Genomic DNA, 17,794 nt, shown 5'->3' with positions numbered 1-17,794 from the left:
GAAAAAAGTTTCCTATAGGAAATAGTTGGGTTAGCATCGGACGAAATCACTTCTTCGTCGCGAGACTGACATGGAAGACGTCGTCGTCATCGGTGCGGGCATCATCGGGGTCTGCGCCGCGCTCAACCTGGCGCAGCGTGGCATGCGCGTGCATATCGTCGACAGCGCCCCACCCGGTTCGGGCTGCTCGTTCGGCAACGCGGGCCTGATCGCGGTCGACCATGTCGCGCCACTCGCAAGCCCCGAGACGATGGCCGGCCTGCCCCGCATGCTGCTGCGCCGCGACAGCCCGCTGCGCCTGCACAAACGCAGCCTGCCCCGCATGGCGCCGTGGGTGCTGGAGTTCGCCGCGCAGGCGCAGCGCCCGCGCTTTCGCCGCAATACACGCGCGCTCGCGAGCCTCGTGACCGGCGCGGCGCAAGCCTGGCGTCGTCTGCTGGATCAGCACATCGCCGACGAACTTTTCCGCGACATCGGCTCGCTCTACGTGTTCGAGCAACCCGTTGCGCACGCAACGGAACGCGCGCAACTCGATCTGCTCGACCAGCATGGCGTGCGCTACGAAAATCTCACGGCTGAGCAGGTGCGGCGCGACTATCTGCCGTCGCTCACGCCGCGTATCAGCCATGCGCGCTACTTTCCCGGCATGGCTTCGGTCACGAATCCGCAGCAGGTCGTCGAGCGCATTTTCCAGGCCGCGCTCGCCGCGGGCGCGAGATTCACGAGCGCCTCCGTCGATGCATTGCGCGCCCTGCCCGATGGCCGTATCGGCGTCACGCTGAGCGGCGGGACGCACCCAGCCGCCAAGGTGCTGATCGCGGCCGGCTCGCGCAGCGCCGAACTTGCACAGCAACTGGGAGCCAGGATTCCACTGACCAACGAGCGTGGCTATCACGTCCAGCTCGGCGCGCCCTCGCAAGACACGCTGCGCATGCCCGTGAGCTTCGTCGAGCGCGGCTTCACCTGTAACCCGATGGCGCAAGGCATCCGGCTTGCCGGCACCGTCGAACTCGGCGCGCGCGGCGCACCCGACTGGCGCCGCGCCGATCTGCTCGCCACGCAATTCCAGACGCTCTTTCCAGGCGCACGCGCTGCGCCGGTCGCAAGCCGCTGGTACGGCGAGCGCCCCACGCTGCCCGACTATCTGCCGATGATCGGCGAGCTGTCAGGCGCGCGGAATGTGTTCGTCGCGACCGGCCATCAGCATCTGGGCCTCACGCTCGGGCCGCTCAGCGGCGAACTCGTCGCACAATTGATGGCGCGCGACACGCCCGCCGTCGATCTCGCGCCGTTTCGCATCGACCGCTTTTGAGGCTACGCGGCCACACCACGCATCATTCATCAGGAGAGAACATTCGATGGAGCCCATCGCGATTTACGACGCAACCGCCACGGCGCGCCTGCTCGACTTCGGCGTGCTGCTCGACGCCCTCGCCACGGCCGCGCAGGACCACGACGCGGGCCGCATTCACGCACCCGTGCGCACGGGCGTGCCGCTCAAGGGCAACGGCGTCATGCTCTCGATGCCCGCCAGCGCCGACGACATCGCCATCCACAAGCTCGTGAGCGTGTGCCCGGCCAACACGGCGCTCGGTATGCCGACCATCTTCGGCGCGGTGACGGTGTGCAATGGCGCGACGGGGCAGCCGGAGTTCATCCTCGACGGCCCGACCGTGACCGGGCGGCGCACCGCGGCGCTCTCCATGCTGGGCGTGCGCCTCTTTCACCCCGGCGCGCCGCGCGCGTTTCTGGTCATCGGCACCGGACAGCAGGCGCGTTTTCATGCCGAGGCGATCGGCCAGCTTTATCCGGCGGCGACGCTCTACGTGAAAGGCCGGACCGAAGCGTCCGAACAGACATTCCGCGCCCACTTCGCGCAGTCTGGCGTAGACGTGACGCCCACGCACGGTGCTGTACCAGAAGAAGTCGACGTGGTCATCGCCGCGACGACGAGCAAGACGCCCGTGTACGACGACGCGGCGCGCAAGGACCGGCTCGTGATCGGCGTCGGCGCCTTCACGCCGGACGCGGCCGAAATCGCGCAGGAAACGGTGCGTGCGAGCCGCGTGTTCGTCGACGATCTGGCAGCCGCGCGCGAAGAAGCCGGCGACCTGTTGCAGGCCGGCATCGACTGGGCGAACGTGCGCACGATCGGCTCCGCTGTGGCGGACGGCGCGGCAGCGACACATGACGGTACTCCAGTGCTGCTGAAGACGGTCGGCAGCGGTGCGTGGGATCTCGCAGCGTGCCGCGTGGCGCGCGAAATGCGCTAACTCGAATGCGCGGACTAGAATCGCACATCGACCGCGCAGCAAGATCCCATCCGAGACCCGAGGCAGACGCACAATGACGACGAGCGCTCCCCAACCCGCCGTGAAAGTCCTGCGCGGCGGTGTCATCGAAACCACGCATATCGCCCACATTGCCGTGGTCGACGCCCAGGGCCGGCTGCTCTACGCGTTCGGCGACGCGCATCGCATGACGCTCGTGCGCTCGGCGGCCAAGCCCGCGCAGGCGCTCGCCGTGGTCGAAACAGGCGCGCTCGAACGCTTTCACTTCGACGACGCCGATCTCGCGCTCATGTGCGCCTCGCATAGCAGCGAGGACCGCCATATCGAGCGTACGCGCGCGATGCTCGCCAAGGTGTCCGCTTCTTGCAGCAACATGTGAAGCGTGTCGTGGCCGAGGTTTGCGATCTTCCCGAGACGGGCGTCGAGTGGGGCATCGACGGCTGCAATCTGCCCACGCCGGCCTTTCCGCTCGACCGGCTCGCCCGCCTGTTCGTGAAGCTCGCCGATGCGCAGGACCGCGCGGATTCCCCAGGCTCGGCTGCGACCAACTCGCGCTCGCGGGCGCTCGCCCACATCTATCGCGCGATGACCTCGTATCCGGAACTCGTGGCGGGCGAAGGCCGCTTCTGCACGGCGCTCATGCACGCGTTCGAAGGCGCGCTCGTCGGCAAGCTGGGCGCGGCGGGCAGTTATGCGATGGGTGTACGCGCAAGCGCGGCGACCGCACCGCACACGAGCGGCCCGGCACTGGGTATCGCGGTGAAGATCGAGGACGGCGATCTGACCGCGCTCCATGCCACCGTCGTCGAAGTGCTCAGGCAACTGGGCATCGGCACGACGGAACAGCTTGCACAACTGAGTCAATTCGACGCCCCGCGCATCGTCAACACGATGGGCGTCGAGACGGGTTACGTCGCGCCGCAGTTCACGCTGGAACGCTTCGATCACCCGCCAGGCAAGTAAGGAATCGATGAGCCAGGCGCAGGCTTTGAAAGCCCGCGCCCAGACTCACAGCAACGCGACGACCTTCACGTCGCTACGATCGGCCGACGCCACGACCTTGCCGTCCACACGGCGGAACATGAGCGTCACCGTATGCTTGCCCACGCGCAGATCGCCCACTTCGAGCCAGTCGATGCCTTCGGGCAACATGGGCTGCTCGACACGCACCTCGTTGCGCGCGGCGTCGATCGTCACGCCAAGACACGCTTCGAGCATCATGAACGGCGAGCCCGCGGCCCAGGCTTGCGGCAGGCAGGCTACCGGATACGCCGTGGGCGGCTCGCCGCGCCGGCGCGGGAAACCGCAGAAGAGTTCGGGCAGACGCATGTCGAACGTCACCGCGGCCTCGAACAGCGCCTGCAAGAGGCGCACCGCTGCCGCCTTGCGGCCATAGCGCGCGAGACCGCGCGCGCACAGCGCGTTGTCGTGCGGCCAGACCGAGCCGTTGTGGTACGCCATGGGGTTGAAACGCGCCTGGCCCGCCGCGAGCGTACGCACGCCCCAACCCGTGTGAAACAGCGCCGATTCGAGCACTTCTGCCACGGCGCGGCCGCGCTCCTCCTGGGGCAGTCCGAAGGCGAGCAGATGCCCCGCGTTCGACGCGAGCACGCGGCAAAGATCGCCGTGGCCATCGAGCGCAATACCGTAGAACTCCGACTCCGGCATCCAGAACTTCTCTTCCACGCAGCGGCGGATGATTGCGGCACGTGCGGCGTAGCGTGCCGCGTCTTCCACCTGGCCGCGATGCGTGGCGAAACGCGACATCGTTTCGAACGCCGCACTCGCGTACGCCTGCACTTCGACGAGCGCGATCGGGCCATCGGGGAAACGGCCGTCCGCGTGGAATACGGAGTCGTGGCTGTCCTTCCAGCCCTGGTTCGCGAGCCCGCCTTCCGATTCGCGCCGGTAGTCGAGCAGACCGAGTTTGTTGCGGTCGCACACACCTGCGACCCAGGCCGTTGCGCGCTCGAGCGCAGGCCACAACTCGTCGATCAGCGAGAGGTCGCCCGTGCGTTCGACGTAAGCGCCCGCCAGCACGACGAAGAGCGGCGTGGTGTCCACCCCGCCGTAGTAGAGCGCGAACGGCACTTCGCCCGTGGCGGCCATCTCGCTCTTGCGCATTTCGTGCATGATCTTGCCGACCGCCGCGTCGCGGAACGCCGAATCCTCGCGCGCCTGATGCTCCGCGAGAAAACGCAGCACGCCGCGCGCGAGCGCGGGCGTGAGCCACAGCGTTTGCAGCGAGGTGATGATCGCGTCGCGGCCGAACGGCGTGGAGAACCACGGAATGCCCGCATACGGATACGGACCGGTCGGCAGATCGGTGGTGAGCAGACCCAGATCGGCAATCGAGCGGTTGATCCACGCATTGAAGAGCGGATTGCTCGAACGCAAGCGCGCCGCCGCGCGGCGGCGTTCGCGCATCACGATATGCGAGTCGACCAGCGCGGCGCGCACAGCGGCGCGGCCCACGCGCTGCTCCTGCGAGTTCGCGAGGCAATGGGGCGGCTGGAAGATGCCCGCGCTCTGCGTGCCGGGCGCGGCGTCGGGCATGGCCTCGACTTCGATCGCCACCGTGAGATAGATCGAGACGCAGGCCTGCGCGGGCAGGTCGACCGTGAAGTCGGCGCGATCGGCGAGGAGTTTGTTCGGCGTGGGCGAGAACTCGATACGCACGCGCCGCGCCACCTTGTCGAGGCCGATGTACTCGAGCCGTACTTCGCCATCTTCGACGCGCGGCGGCATGAGCGTGCCGCGTTTTTCGCGCTTCAGGCCACGCACTTCGAACATGTCGCGGAAGTCGCTCGCGAACGAGATGGAAAGCGGCACCACGGCGTCTTCCGTGCCGTAGTTCGTGAGTTCGATGACCTCGGTCAGCATCGTGCCGGAGAGCACGCGTTCGCGCTGCACGTGAATCACGCCTTCGGGCGTGGTGGTGCCGCCGAGCGGCGGCAGCGGACGATTGGTCAGGTGGGCCGTGAACACGGCGTTGTCGCTGCTCACGCTACCCGAGAGCAGCGAGGGTACGCGTCCGCCGAACGTGAGGCGCAGCGACGAGAGCACGCGCGTATCGTTGACGAAGAGGCCGTCGTCGATGCCGGTGATGTCGCCGAGCGGATCGTTGACGATGAAGGTGCCGCCCGACTTCAGCACATGCTGGTCGGCGCTTGCGACCTCGGGCGTTTCGGGCGCGATGAACGCGCCGTCGGTTTCTCGCGTGTCTTGCCCGGGATGATCCACGCCGCTTGAGCGCGTGACGCCACCGAGTGTTTCAGGATCCTGCATTGCGTGCCTCCTGGGTCCCATGCAAAGGGTTACGGTACGGTTCGCTTGCGGTTGATTGTAGTGGCTTCGGCGCACGCGTTGGCGGCGAATGCGCGAAGAATATGCGAGTGTTACGCGCGAAATCAGTGGCAAATCGCGGCGCGAGCAAGGAACGTGCGCGGCAAAAATTGCGGGCGCCGGCACGACGTAACGTGCGGGCGCCCGTGGAGGCAATGCGAGCGCGCGCCAGAAGCGGCGCGCGCCGTGAGGATCAGCGTTGCGAAATCGGCAAGGCTACGCGCGACGTTTCGCCGACGAAGAGCTGACGCGGACGGCCGATCTTCTGCTCGGGGTCGGCGATCATTTCGTTCCATTGGGCAATCCAGCCCACCGTACGTGCCATCGCGAAGATACACGTGAACATCGAGGTCGGGATACCCAGCGCGCGCTGCACGATACCCGAGTAGAAGTCGACGTTCGGGTACAGCTTGCGCGACACGAAGTATTCGTCTTCCAGCGCGATCTTTTCGAGTTGCATGGCGAGCTTGAAGAGCGGATCGTCGTGCAGACCGAGTTCGTTCAGCACCTCGTAGCACGTTTCGCGCATGAGCTTCGCACGCGGATCGTAGTTCTTGTACACGCGGTGGCCGAAGCCCATCAGCTTCACGCCCGAGTTCTTGTCTTTCACCTGCTCGATGAACTTCGGGATGTTGTCGACCGAGCCGATTTCTTCGAGCATGTTCAGCGCGGCTTCGTTCGCGCCGCCGTGCGCCGGGCCCCACAGGCAGGCAATCCCCGCCGCGATACACGCGAACGGATTCGCACCCGACGAACCCGCCAGACGCACGGTAGACGTCGAAGCGTTCTGCTCGTGGTCAGCGTGCAGGATGAGAATGCGGTCGAGCGCGCGCACGAGCACGTCGTTGACCTCGTACTCTTCGCTCGGCGCGGAGAACATCATGCGCATGAAGTTCGCACTGTACGAGAGGTCGTTCTGCGGGTACACGAACGGTTGACCGATCGAGTACTTGTACGCCATGGCGACCAGCGTCGGCAGTTTCGCGATCATGCGGATCGCCGACACCTCGCGATGCTGCGCGTTGTTGATGTCGAGCGAGTCGTGATAGAACGCGGACAGCGCGCCGACCGCCGCCACCAGAATCGCCATCGGATGTGCGTCACGGCGGAACCCCCGGAAAAAGAAGTGCATCTGCTCGTGAACCATCGTGTGGTTCGTCACCGAGGCCACGAATTCGTCCTTCTGCTGCTGCGTGGGCAGTTCGCCCTTGAGCAGGAGGTAGCAGCTTTCGAGGAAATCGGCGTTTTGCGCGAGGTTGTCGATCGGGTAGCCGCGATAGAGCAGCTCGCCCTTGTCGCCGTCGATATAGGTGATCGCCGAGTTGCACGCCGCCGTGGACATGAAGCCCGGGTCGTACGTGAACATGCCGGTCTGGCCGTACAGCTTGCGGATGTCGATCACGTCCGGGCCCGTGGTGCCCTTGTAGACCGGCAACTGAACGCCTTCAGCGTGGCCGGGGATCGTGAGCGTGGCGTGTGTCTTCGAGTCGATCATTGTGTGTCCTTGAATTGCTTTCACTTCGCAACAGGACGCAGCCGCCGGGCACCCATTCGTCCGGGCCAGCATTGCTGCGACCGCTTGCCGCATTCTACGGCGCGGTGCAGCATCGATTGATAGCGCAGCCAGCAACAATCCCTCCTCAAGCCCGCAACACTGCCAAGCTTGCGGCTTCCTTAACGTCGATTCCTGCAACAATATTTTGCTCTTGCAATGCAGCATGCGGCACCTCACCTCTGCCATACTGCTTGACATGCAAGGGTTTTCCATTATTTGCATTTCGTAATCTAGCCCGCTGTCTCTGGCGGGCTTTTTTCACCGCCACACGCGCTTAAAGCAAAACGTAAGGAAGCAACAGATGAACATCTCGGTCGACACCCTGTTCGCAGAAGACGAACAAGCAGAGGGCGCCATCGTCACGGCACTCAATCACCAGGACATCGTGGTCGCACTCTCGGCTGCGCTCGCCAATGAGCGCGTTGCCGTGCTGCACATGCTGTATCCGCGCACCGACGCGCGCACGCACCGCAGCCTGGATCACCTCGTGGACGCGCTCAACGGCCACGGCCTGCACCAGGTCGCCCGCCTCGTCTCGCAGGAAGCGCACTATCTCGTGTTCAAGGATCCGGCGAAGGCATGGAAGGCCTTCCACGAAATCCGCAACGATTCGCTCGCGATCGGCGTGCACCTCTACTACGCGGGCCTCGTGGGCGAGGCGGCCGAACACAAGCTCGACGCCCACGCGCACGGCCGCGACTAAGCGAGAGTCGTTCGGACTGCGACATTTCTCGCAGCTACAAAAAGGGTGGCCACATTGCATGGCCGCCCTTTTTGCGTCCGCGTGCTTCAGCGCCCGTGGCCGCTCACGAATCGATCGATCAACTCGTTGAACGCCGCGGGGCGCGCCAGATTCATTCCATGTGACGCGCCCGCCACACTCGCGCTGCGCGCATCGGGCAGCCATGCTTCGAGCGCGGCCACGGCACGGTGAAACACTTCCGGGCTCAGCTCACCGTCGATCAGCAGCACGGGGCATCGCACCTCGGCGGCTTGCTCGCGCGTGTACGCAGGCAGCGGATCCTGAAACTGCGGCCCAAGCGTGTGTGCGTTGTCGGTGGCCATGCGGCGAAACGCATGCGTGCTCCGTGCCCAGAAGCCCGGGCGGCTCACCGAATCGACGAACAACGCCAGCCCCGCGTCCACCTGGCCGGACTCGATCAGCGCCACGACGCGGGCGCGCAGCGCGTTGACGGTCTCGGGCAGCGTGGCGAGCGTCTGGCCCGGCTGCTGGACTGGGCCGCCCGGATCGGCGAGCGTGAGCGTGCGCACGTGCTGCGGATGGCGCCGCGCGAACTGGAATGACACGAGGCCGCCGCGCGAATGCCCGATCACGTGCGCAGGGCCTGCGCCCAGGGCTTCGACGAACGCCGCAAGCTCATCGGCATGCTGCCGCCAGCTGAAAGGCTGGCCGAGCGCAGCCTCCCCGGCGGGCCAGTAGTGCGTGAGACTCACCGATACACAGCGATATTGCTGCGCGAGCCCGGCCAGCTGCGGCTGCCAGTAGCGGTAATCGCAAAGCGAGCCGTGCACGAAGAGAAGGAGTTCGCCCTCGCCCCGTTCGACATAAGGCATGGGCAGGCCGCCGGGTAGTTCGATGAACGTACCGGGTGGCGGAAAAGCGGCTGGATTCACGGCTGGGCGATGTGGAGACAACGGGACAGCGGCGCATTGCAACGGACGATGGCCTAAGGGCAGTCCATCGCGGCGCACGCCGGCGAAGTGGCGTATTGTCCCACGCCCGCGGCGCGAACACCCCGCACGCCGGCAGTCTCCCGGAGCGGCGTTGCCTCTTCCGCTGGCTTGCGCCGTTATTCGACCATTTCGAAAGCGTGCTCGCTCATGAGCGAAGCCGCCGCGCCCGCGCCGCGCACCGCGCAGGTGAGCGGCTCGTCGGCCACACGCACGACCACGCCAAGCTCGGCGGCGAGGCACTGGTCGAGCTTCCCGAGCAGCGAGCCGCCGCCCGTGAGCACGATGCCGCTATCGGCAATATCGGTGACGAGTTCGGCGGGCGCTGTCTCGAGCACCTGCCGCACCGCGTTGATCACCACGCGCAACGGTGCGGCCAGCGCGTCCACCACGTCGTGGCTCGTGATCTCGACCGTGCGCGGCAGACCGTCTTCCATGCTGCGACCGGTCGCGCGGATGCGTTCGATGGGTTCGCCGTAGAGCGCGCAGCCAATCGTCTTTTTCACGTGTTCGGCGGTCTGATCGCCCAGCACGACGCCATAGAGCGTGCGCACATGATCGACGATGGCGCGGTCGAACTGGTCGCCGCCCACGCGCACCGAACCGCTGCACGCCACGCCGCCCAGCGCGACGATGCCCACTTCCGTCGTGCCGCCGCCGATATCCACGACCATCGAGCCCGTTGCCGCGTGCACCGGCAAACCCGCACCGAGCGCCGACGCCAGCGACTCGCCGATCAGGTTCACGCTCGCCGCGCCTGCCGCGAAGGCCGCCTCGCGAATCGCGCGGCGCTCGACGCGCGTCGCGCCCGCCGGCACGCACACCGTGAATGCCGCACGGCGGCCGAGCAGACGGCGCGGCTGCGCCATCGCCACGAAGCGGCGCATCATATGTTCGGCAGCGGTAAAGTTGGCGATCACGCCGTGCGAAAGCGGCCGCACCGTCTCCAGATTGGCCGGCGCGCGGCCGAGCAAGTCCTTCGCCTCGCGGCCCACCGCGGCCACCGTCGTCTCACTCGCGCCCGCGCGTCGTTCGAAGCAGACCACGGAGGGCTGGTTCAGCACGATGCCTTTGTCGGCGGTATAGATCAGCGTGTTGGCCGTACCGAGATCGAGCGCCACGTCCTGGCGGAACAGCCTTTTGGAGAAAATGGAATGCGGCTTGGCTCGGGCCATATTGGTCTGAAGTTCGGTTTTTTTTGGCGACCCGGCAGACGAAGCGCCGCCGGATGGCATTCCCGATGGCGGCCTCATCCAGGCAGCGCGAACTAACCGCGCGCCGGGCGGAACGGGCCTACGCGGCCCATAAGGTCGCGGCGACTCCCCGTATTAACGGCCGCGACCGGCGCGAACTTTAGCCGGTCCAAAAACAACTGCATAGGTTATCCGGAAAATATGGCCGAAATACGACACTGGGGCTTATGCGACTGCTCTTTTGTACCGATTTAGCCCGCTGACGCATGCTGATTAACGGGGCCAGACCTTGCCCCGCCAACGATCGGATCAGGCCCGCGATTAGCCGTGCGCGAGCGCGCGCACCAGCGCGTCGCGCCCGAGCATGACGCCCTGCGGCGTGATCGTGTGGCCAACGCCCGGCAGCGCGAAAGCGGTGACCGCAAAGCCCGCGTCGCTGAACGCGGCGGCGGCGCGCTCCAGTTCGGTCGCCGGAATCACTTCGTCGTCCTCGCCGTGCACGAGCGTGAGCACCGTGCGGCTTTTCGCGACCACGGGCGTGACGAGCCGGCCCGCATACGCGACCACGGCCGCCGCGCCCGCCGGCTGCGTGGCCGTGTGGTAGAGCGACATGATCGAGCCTTGCGAGAAGCCCACCAGGGCGAGCGCGTCGTGGCCGAGCCCCCAGTGGGCAAGTTCGGCGTCGAGCCGCCGCTCGAGCACCTGCGAGGCGGCGACGACGCGCGCCTCGCGGTTGCTCTCGCTGATGTCGCGCAGGCTGAACCACTGGCGTCCGCCAAAGCCGCCGTCGAAGGGTTCGCTGCCATCGAGCGACGTGAACGCGACGCCGGGCAGCGCATCGCGCCACACGTCGGCGAGCGGCGTGAGGTCCTGTGCGTTGCTGCCTACGCCGTGCAGCAGCACGACGAGCGCGCGAGCGGCGCCATCGGCCGGCGCCAGACGCCAGCCCCCTTCGAATGCTTCCCAGCTCATGATCGGACCTCCCCTGTACTGACGTTCGTATTGTGTCTCCAGCGCACGCTTTTTGCGCGGCGCACGGCAGGCGCAAGGATACGCTCGCCGCGCACCGCGTGTACGAAAGACTCCATTTCCCGGCGTTACCTAAAGCCGCGTCAGCAGCCCAATCGCGCGCGAAAGCCATTCGCAAGCCCCATGACCCTGCACAACAGGGGGATGCTCCGCGTCTGGCAATGACAAAAGACGATTACAGGTATCCTGTGCCGCAAACCGAATACGCGGAGAACGAGCTTGAACCAGCCTGCCGCATTATCGGCGCCGCCCGCGCCGCCTCCGCTCCAGGGAGGCAGTCTGATCCTCGGCACGATCGCGGTCTCGCTCGCGACCTTCATGAACGTGCTCGACACGTCGATCGCCAACGTCGCCATTCCGACCATCTCCGGCGACATGGGCGTTTCCGTGGACGAAGGCACGTGGGTCATCACCGTGTTCGCGGCGGCCAACGCCGTTTCCATTCCGCTCACCGGCTGGCTCACGCAGCGCTTTGGCCAGGTGCGCCTGTTCGTCACCTCGATCCTCTCGTTCGTGCTGGCGTCGTGGCTGTGCGGCATCGCACCGACCCTGCCTTTCCTGCTGATTGCGCGCGTGCTGCAAGGCGCCGTGGCCGGCCCGCTCATTCCGCTCTCGCAGGCCATCCTGCTCGGATCCTGGCCGAAAGACAAATCGTCCACCGCGCTCGCCTTCTGGGCGATGACCACGACCGTCGGCCCGATCGCGGGACCGGCGCTCGGCGGCTGGATCACGGATAGCTACAACTGGGCGTGGATCTTCTACATCAACATCCCGGTGGGTTTTTTCGCGGCTTTCGTGACCTGGTCGATCTACCGTGACCGCGAATCTGCCACGCGCAAACCGCCTATCGACATGGTGGGCCTCGGCCTGCTGATCGCCTGGGTCGCCTCGCTCCAGATCATGCTGGATAAAGGCAAGGATCTCGACTGGTTCAACTCGCCCGTGATCGTCACGCTCGGCCTCGTCGCGCTCATCAGCTTTGCGTTCTTTCTCGTGTGGGAGCTGACCGAGGAACATCCGATCGTCGACTTGCGTTTGTTCGGACAACGGAACTTTCTCGGCGGCACGATTGCGATTTCCGTGGCCTATGCCGTGTTCTTCGGCAATCTCGTGTTATTGCCGCAGTGGATGCAGGAGTATCTGAATTACCGCTCGGTGGACGCGGGCCTCGTGACCGCGCCGCTAGGCATCTTCGCGCTGCTGCTCTCGCCCGTCGTGGGGCGCCTGTTGCCGCGCTCCGACGCGCGCATCATCGCGACGATCGCGTTCGTGATGTTCGCGGGGGTGTTCTACATGCGATCGCAGTACGTGATCGAAATCGACACCTTCCATCTCGTGCTGCCCACGCTGCTGCAAGGCATCCCCATGGCGCTCTTCTTCGTGCCGCTCACGGCGATCATTCTCGCGGGGCAGCCGCCGAGCCGCGTGCCGGCGGCGGCGGGCCTCTCGAACTTCGTGCGCGTGTTCTGCGGCGCGGTGGGCACCTCGATCGCGACGAACGCATGGAACAACCGCACGATCCTGCATCACGCGCGGCTCACAGAACAGGCTTCGGTCAACAACCCGACCTTCGTGCAGGCGATGGATCAGACCCAGAAGGTGCTGAATTTGAGCGAGCCCTCCGCACGCGCGCTGTTCGACTTTCAGCTCAACTCGCAGGCCGCCATGATGGGGCTGAACGACATTTTCTATGTCTCGGCGATCATCTTTCTCGTGATCATTCCGCTCATCTGGATCACGAAGTCGACGAAGGGCGGCGGCGGCGGCGGCTCGGCGGGGGCGCATTGACCCGCGTGGTCAAGTCAAAGCGCGCAGCGAAGCCGTAGCGGACAACGCGAGCCGCTACAATCGCGGGGACCGCGGCGGGCGCTCCGCCGCGACTGCCCTGCGCCGCCCATGAATCACACGCTCGACTACACGCCCATCCTCGACGCCATCCATCGCGACCTGCAGCCGTATATCGGCACGGGCCGCGTTGCCGACTACATTCCCGAACTAGCCACGGTGCGCGCCGATCACTTCGGCATGGCTATCGTGACGGTGGACGGCCAGGTGTACCGCACCGGCGACGCCGATGTGCGCTTTTCCATCCAGAGCATTTCGAAGCTGTTCGCCTGCACGCTCGCGTTCCAGTTGCTCGGCGACGCGCTCTGGCAGCGCGTGGGCCGCGAGCCTTCGGGCACAGCATTCAACTCGCTCGTGCAGCTCGAATTCGAGGCGGGCAAGCCGCGCAACCCGTTCATCAATGCGGGCGCGCTCGTCGTGACCGACGTGTTGTGCCGCCGCTTCGTGCAGGCGGAAACCGCGCTCGTCGATTTCGTGCGGCGGCTCTCGGGCGAGCCCGGCATTGGCTACGACCTGCGCGTCGCGCAGTCGGAACTCGCGCACGCCGAGCGCAATCGCGCGATGGCGCATTTCATCGCGAGCTTCGGCAACCTGGAGATGCCCGCCGATACCGTGATCGACGCGTATTGCCGCCAATGCGCAATCTCAATGAGCTGCGTGGAACTGGCACGCGCGGCGCTCTTTCTGGCGAACGGCGGCGTTTCGCCCGCGAGCGGCGAACCTGTGCTCGACGCGAGTTCGGCAAAGCGCCTTTCTGCGCTGATGCTGACCTGCGGCACCTACGACGCGGCCGGCGATTTCGTGTACCGCGTGGGCTTGCCTGCGAAGAGCGGTGTGGGCGGCGGGATCATCGCGGTGCTGCCTGGCGAGTTTGCGGTTTGCGTGTGGTCGCCGGGCCTCGACGCAACGGGGAATTCACTGGTGGGCTCGCTGGCGCTGGAGTGGTTGACGACGCGCACCGGGCGCTCGATTTTCTGAGCCTGGGGTGAACGTCATGTCGGCAAGCATCGGCAATGTAACGCTTGCCGGTCGCGCCGCCATTCACAGAAGGCGCCGCAGCCCCTTCACGACGACGCAAAGCCTCAGAGCGGCGGTCTCTCGAGCGTGAGCCAGCGCTGAACGGAAGGCCTCTGCCACTGAGATAGGGCGTACTGCGCCAGCCGATGCGGCACCGGATCGCCGTTCAGAACCAGACGGTTCAGCATCAACGCCAAATCCACGTCAGCGATGGACCATGCGCCGAAGAGATGCTTTTCGCCTTGCGCGAGCAACGCTTCGGCCATCGCAAAGAGCGTCTCTGCCGCGAGTTGCGCCGCGCCGGAAAGTGGCGCCGTAGTCGGACCGTAAAACACGACCTCGGTCGACCGCTCCTGGCGGATTGGCATGAGATCGCTGCGCAACCACGCCTGAACCTGGCGCGCGCGGGCGCGCTGTCGCCGATCCGCCGGATAGAGCGCCACGCCGGGGAAGGTTTCGTCCAGATACTCCGTAATCGCCGAGGACTCCGAGAGCGCGAAGCCGTCGTGGATCAAGGTCGGCACGCGCCGCGTGAGCGATTTCGCCGCGAATTCCGGCTTCCGGTTTTCGCTCTTTCCGAGATCGACGGTTGAAAGCCCGAACGCGAGCGCCTTCTCGTGCAACGCGACGAAGACTGACATCGCGTAGGGACTGGCGTACTGGGCGTCGGCGTAGAGGTGGAGAGTTGGGTTGGTCACAGGCGGCTCCATTGTTGGTGCCGACGATAGTAGCAAGCACGGCCGCCGTCACGCTGATCGATTCAGCCCGCCCCGCTCACGCCGTCGCCGAAACCAGCCCCGTGGTCTTGCCATTGGCCACCATCAGCTGCGCCAGCGAACTCTGCACGCTCGCCAGTTGCGACGCGATCTGACTGACCTGGCTCGTATCCGATTGCGACGCCGAGCTCAACGCGTTTTGCGCACTCTGGATCTGCGCCTTGATCATTCGAGGCGGCGCCACTGCTCGTGCCGCTGCCGTAGGCAGTCGTAGTCGCGGTAATGGGTTGAATCTGCATGGAATCTTTCTCGCCGTAAGTCAGGGGCGGCACAGCTGCCGAATAACGCCATATCCGTGTGTTATCGGCAAGTTTGAAGGTTTCTTGAGAGCCGCCCGTGCCGCTTTTATGGTCTGTCTACACCATGATGTATCCATGCCGCATACCGAGCATCACCGCTTCGGTGCGATTGGTCGCGCCGAGTTTGCCGAAGATGGACGAGAGGTGGGATTTCACCGTGTTGTCCGAGATGTCGAGTTGCCGGGCGATCTCCTTGTTGCCGAGTCCGTCGGCGAGCATCGCCAGCACTTCTGTTTCCCGTAACGACAAGGCTTCGAACGGTCCGCCCGACGCCGTCTGGCGCAACGGTTTCCGTCCGGCCAGCAGCCTTGCGAGAATGTCGGGCGACAGCACGCACAGACCAGCGGCGGCGGCTTCGATGGCCGCGACGATTTCGGCGGGCACCACGTCGCGCGACAGGATCGCCGTCGCATCGGCGGGTAGCTCGTCAAGGAACCAGTCGCTATCCGGGTCGTCGAGCAACAGGACCAGCGCCGGTGGCACGTGGCCAGGTTCGAATAGCGTCTTGAGCGCGTCGCTCGCCTCCGGTTCGTTGTCGGCCACGACGACATCCGGGACCGAACCGGTGAGGTATCCGGCGAGCGTTTCGGCGTCGGCTGCACTACCCAGGAACGCAAGTGCCGGTTCCGCCTCGACAATCGCTTGCAGGCTTGCGCGCACCTGCGGCGATGCCGCAATGACCGCGACTCGCACCGGCCCCATGTGTTCCATCTTTCCATCCGCCATTTCGCCGCGTCCCGGACCTCACCTGCACGAATTCCGTTGGGGCCGCTCACCCACTGTTACCGCACACGCGTGGCGCTCGCCGCCGCGGATCAATGTGATTGGCAACGGCTGTCCGATGCTCGTCGAGCCCAGCGCGGCGTGCAAGTCGCCCATGTCGCGGCAAGGTCGGCCGTCCAGTTCGATCAGCACATCGCCGATGAGCACACCTGCCTGTTCCGCAGGACCGCCTGGCTCAAGCGAACTGATCAGCAACCCGCTACTGAACGACAGGTTCATTGTGTTCACCCACGCGCTCAGCAAGCTGACCTGCTGCGTGCCGACGCCAAGGTAGCCCCGTGAGACGCGCCCCTTGGCCAACAGTTCATCGGCAACGCGCTCCACCGTCATCGCGGGAATCACCATGCCGGCGCCGCGCATCAGTGCCGACGTGCAGATGCCCATGACCTGGCCGCGCATATCAGCGAGGGCCGCGCCCGAGAAACCCGGGCGCAGACCGCCGTCCAGCCGCACGAATGCGTCGAGCTGTCCACCTCTCCACGTGCGCCAGGGACCACCTGTGCTGCCGACCACGCCAAAATCCGCGCTGATGCCGAGTTCGTCCGTACGCGCGACGGCGAGCGCCAGATGACCCGGCTTGAGTGAGCGGGCATCGCCAGACTCGACTGGGTCCAGGTCCACGCCGTCCAGCTTCAGCACGGCGAGGTCGGTGCCCAGATCCAGGCCTGCGAGGACCGCGGCGGCCTTACGACCGTCGCTCAATGTGATTTCGATCCCCTCCTCACGCCTGATCGTGTGTGCAGCCGTCACGACGACGCCGTGGCGCCAGATTACTCCACTCGACGGCATGCGATGCCGGCCATGGACCGCCACGACGCTCTGCCCGACTCGCGCGACAATGTCGGCCAGACCGTCCGATAGAACCGTTAAAGGATTTGCGCTCGAGGATGTCGTTTCCATTTCAAGTCTCCTGCCAGTTGTGGGTTCACAATGACAGAACGACAGGCGGCGCGCACCACCCAAATGGGTAGTCGGATCGATGCAGCTCACACCGAGTCAAAGCGGGAGGAAGGCCATGAATACGCTTGCCAAATCCACATCAGGCAACCGGCGCACGCGCCAGTGGTGGATGGCCGTGATCACCGCGGCGCTCTGTTTCCTGGTCCAGAGCGCTTTCGCGCAAGCCGACGACAGGGCGACAGGCCTGCGCGAAAAATATCAAAATCTCACGCAGCAACTCGCGCAAAACCAGTTTCAGCGGCCGCTGTACCTCGAATCACAGGAATTGCCATCGGCACTCAAGGGCGATATTTACGGTGTGGTCAACTTCCCTTTCGCGATGGTCAACGATGCGCTCAACCACCCGACTCAAGGGCCTGGCAACTGGTGCGACGTGTTGATCCTGCACTTGAACATCAAGTACTGCCATGCCTCGACCAGCGATAGCGGCACGGTTCTCGCGGTGAATATCGGCAAGAAAACCGAGGAATCGCTTTCCTCATCCTACCGCGTGCAATTCACCTGGCATCAAGCCGTGAGTAGCCCTGATTATTTTCGCGTGGAGCTTTCCGCCGTCACCGGTCCGCTAAGTACGAAAGACTACCGGATCGTGCTGGAGGCCATACCCGCGGGTAACGATCGCACCTTTATTCATCTGACTTACGCGTACGGTTACGGCACGGCGGGGCGGCTTGCCATGAAAGCCTATCTGGCGACGATAGGCAGCGATAAAGTCGGCTTTTCGACGACCCGCGATCCGTCGACGAACGAGACGCGATACATCGGCGGCGTGCGCGGTCTGGTCGAACGCAATACCATGCGCTATTACCTCGCCATTGAAGCGTATCTCGATGCGCTTTCCAGGCCGCCCGACGCCCGCCTCGACAAACGCCTCACGGAGTGGTTCGATTCGACCGAGCAGTATCCGCGGCAATTGCACGAGGTCAGCCGCGCCGACTACATGCAAATGAAGCACAACGAATATCAACGTCAGCAGGTCGCGCAGTAGTCCGCGCAGCGCACGGGCGTC

15 protein-coding genes and 1 pseudogene are annotated in these 17,794 nt (G+C 65.3%); 7 read left to right on the top strand and 9 right to left on the bottom strand.

Translation table 11 applies throughout. The features are described from left to right. Window positions 1–70 precede the first annotated feature (70 nt). From M3I54_RS31085 to M3I54_RS31075, 3 genes and pseudogenes are all read left to right on the top strand, one after another. Window positions 71–1,312, top strand: coding sequence for an FAD-binding oxidoreductase (locus tag M3I54_RS31085; protein ID WP_254342893.1), 1,242 nt, complete (start codon window positions 71–73; stop codon window positions 1,310–1,312). A gap of 46 nt (window positions 1,313–1,358) precedes the next feature. Further along, complete coding sequence (gene lhpI, locus M3I54_RS31080) at window positions 1,359–2,273, top strand: bifunctional Delta(1)-pyrroline-2-carboxylate/Delta(1)-piperideine-2-carboxylate reductase (protein WP_254342891.1); 915 nt, start codon at window positions 1,359–1,361, stop codon at window positions 2,271–2,273. 73 nt (window positions 2,274–2,346) lie between these two features. Then, a pseudogene (locus M3I54_RS31075) lies at window positions 2,347–3,254 on the top strand (asparaginase). Window positions 3,255–3,299: 45 nt separating this feature from the next. On the opposite strand, the gene M3I54_RS31070 reads toward M3I54_RS31075, so the two are convergent. Together M3I54_RS31070 and gltA are read right to left on the bottom strand one after the other, a co-directional pair. Continuing rightward, window positions 3,300–5,579: an amylo-alpha-1,6-glucosidase gene (locus M3I54_RS31070; protein ID WP_254342889.1), complete on the bottom strand. Its 2,280-nt coding sequence runs from the start codon at window positions 5,577–5,579 to the stop codon at window positions 3,300–3,302. A gap of 250 nt (window positions 5,580–5,829) precedes the next feature. After that, window positions 5,830–7,131, bottom strand: a complete 1,302-nt coding sequence (gene gltA, locus M3I54_RS31065; protein ID WP_254342887.1) for a citrate synthase — start codon at window positions 7,129–7,131, stop codon at window positions 5,830–5,832. A gap of 361 nt (window positions 7,132–7,492) precedes the next feature. Between gltA and M3I54_RS31060 the strand changes: the two genes are divergently transcribed. After that, window positions 7,493–7,894, top strand: coding sequence for a hypothetical protein (locus tag M3I54_RS31060; protein WP_254342885.1), 402 nt, complete (start codon window positions 7,493–7,495; stop codon window positions 7,892–7,894). 86 nt (window positions 7,895–7,980) lie between these two features. Here M3I54_RS31060 and M3I54_RS31055 read toward each other — a convergent pair whose 3' ends face one another. From M3I54_RS31055 to M3I54_RS31045, 3 genes are all read right to left on the bottom strand, one after another. Beyond that, the gene (locus tag M3I54_RS31055) at window positions 7,981–8,766 is read right to left on the bottom strand and encodes an alpha/beta fold hydrolase (protein ID WP_254342955.1); all 786 of its coding nucleotides are present in this window, start codon (window positions 8,764–8,766) and stop codon (window positions 7,981–7,983) included. 236 nt (window positions 8,767–9,002) lie between these two features. After that, entirely contained in the window at window positions 9,003–10,058 is a 1,056-nt protein-coding gene (locus M3I54_RS31050) for a rod shape-determining protein (RefSeq protein ID WP_254342883.1), read from the bottom strand. Between the two features lie 339 nt (window positions 10,059–10,397). Beyond that, the gene (locus M3I54_RS31045; protein ID WP_254342881.1) at window positions 10,398–11,048 is read right to left on the bottom strand and encodes an alpha/beta hydrolase; all 651 of its coding nucleotides are present in this window, start codon (window positions 11,046–11,048) and stop codon (window positions 10,398–10,400) included. Window positions 11,049–11,324: 276 nt separating this feature from the next. On the opposite strand from M3I54_RS31045, the gene M3I54_RS31040 reads away from it, so the two are divergent. Continuing rightward, window positions 11,325–12,893, top strand: coding sequence for a DHA2 family efflux MFS transporter permease subunit (locus tag M3I54_RS31040; protein ID WP_254342879.1), 1,569 nt, complete (start codon window positions 11,325–11,327; stop codon window positions 12,891–12,893). 108 nt (window positions 12,894–13,001) lie between these two features. Further along, entirely contained in the window at window positions 13,002–13,928 is a 927-nt protein-coding gene (locus tag M3I54_RS31035; protein WP_254342878.1) for a glutaminase, read from the top strand. 104 nt (window positions 13,929–14,032) lie between these two features. Here M3I54_RS31035 and yfcF read toward each other — a convergent pair whose 3' ends face one another. The 4 genes from yfcF to M3I54_RS31015 form a co-directional block, all read right to left on the bottom strand. Continuing rightward, entirely contained in the window at window positions 14,033–14,677 is a 645-nt protein-coding gene (yfcF, locus tag M3I54_RS31030; protein ID WP_302059210.1) for a glutathione transferase, read from the bottom strand. Between the two features lie 64 nt (window positions 14,678–14,741). Then, entirely contained in the window at window positions 14,742–14,912 is a 171-nt protein-coding gene (locus tag M3I54_RS31025; RefSeq protein ID WP_254342874.1) for a hypothetical protein, read from the bottom strand. Window positions 14,913–15,099: 187 nt separating this feature from the next. Next, a complete protein-coding gene (locus M3I54_RS31020) occupies window positions 15,100–15,744 on the bottom strand; it encodes a response regulator transcription factor (protein ID WP_375542246.1) in 645 nt (214 codons plus the stop codon). Between the two features lie 42 nt (window positions 15,745–15,786). Further along, on the bottom strand, window positions 15,787–16,725 hold the full coding sequence (locus M3I54_RS31015; protein WP_254342870.1) for a S1C family serine protease: 939 nt from the start codon (window positions 16,723–16,725) through the stop codon (window positions 15,787–15,789). 169 nt (window positions 16,726–16,894) lie between these two features. Between M3I54_RS31015 and M3I54_RS31010 the strand changes: the two genes are divergently transcribed. After that, window positions 16,895–17,773 carry a hypothetical protein gene (locus M3I54_RS31010; protein WP_375542245.1) on the top strand — a complete coding sequence of 293 codons (879 nt, stop codon included), beginning with the start codon at window positions 16,895–16,897 and terminating at the stop codon, window positions 17,771–17,773. Window positions 17,774–17,794 lie beyond the last annotated feature (21 nt).

Origin of the sequence: Paraburkholderia sp. CNPSo 3274 (assembly GCF_024206475.1) — a bacterium.
Taxonomy (GTDB): Bacteria; Pseudomonadota; Gammaproteobacteria; order Burkholderiales; family Burkholderiaceae; genus Paraburkholderia.
The sequence above is the reverse complement of the archived record's forward strand: the minus strand, read 5'-3'. Positions and strand labels throughout refer to the sequence as shown.

Coding starts and splice junctions, on each gene's coding strand:
- M3I54_RS31085 (WP_254342893.1), top strand. CDS start 71: ATGGAAGACGTCGTCGTCATCGGTGCGGGCATCATCGGGGTCTGCGCC.
- lhpI (WP_254342891.1), top strand. CDS start 1,359: ATGGAGCCCATCGCGATTTACGACGCAACCGCCACGGCGCGCCTGCTC.
- M3I54_RS31070 (WP_254342889.1), bottom strand. CDS start 5,579: ATGCAGGATCCTGAAACACTCGGTGGCGTCACGCGCTCAAGCGGCGTG.
- gltA (WP_254342887.1), bottom strand. CDS start 7,131: ATGATCGACTCGAAGACACACGCCACGCTCACGATCCCCGGCCACGCT.
- M3I54_RS31060 (WP_254342885.1), top strand. CDS start 7,493: ATGAACATCTCGGTCGACACCCTGTTCGCAGAAGACGAACAAGCAGAG.
- M3I54_RS31055 (WP_254342955.1), bottom strand. CDS start 8,766: ATGCCTTATGTCGAACGGGGCGAGGGCGAACTCCTTCTCTTCGTGCAC.
- M3I54_RS31050 (WP_254342883.1), bottom strand. CDS start 10,058: ATGGCCCGAGCCAAGCCGCATTCCATTTTCTCCAAAAGGCTGTTCCGC.
- M3I54_RS31045 (WP_254342881.1), bottom strand. CDS start 11,048: ATGAGCTGGGAAGCATTCGAAGGGGGCTGGCGTCTGGCGCCGGCCGAT.
- M3I54_RS31035 (WP_254342878.1), top strand. CDS start 13,002: ATGAATCACACGCTCGACTACACGCCCATCCTCGACGCCATCCATCGC.
- yfcF (WP_302059210.1), bottom strand. CDS start 14,677: ATGGAGCCGCCTGTGACCAACCCAACTCTCCACCTCTACGCCGACGCC.
- M3I54_RS31025 (WP_254342874.1), bottom strand. CDS start 14,912: ATGATCAAGGCGCAGATCCAGAGTGCGCAAAACGCGTTGAGCTCGGCG.
- M3I54_RS31020 (WP_375542246.1), bottom strand. CDS start 15,744: ATGGGGCCGGTGCGAGTCGCGGTCATTGCGGCATCGCCGCAGGTGCGC.
- M3I54_RS31015 (WP_254342870.1), bottom strand. CDS start 16,725: ATGGAAACGACATCCTCGAGCGCAAATCCTTTAACGGTTCTATCGGAC.
- M3I54_RS31010 (WP_375542245.1), top strand. CDS start 16,895: ATGGCCGTGATCACCGCGGCGCTCTGTTTCCTGGTCCAGAGCGCTTTC.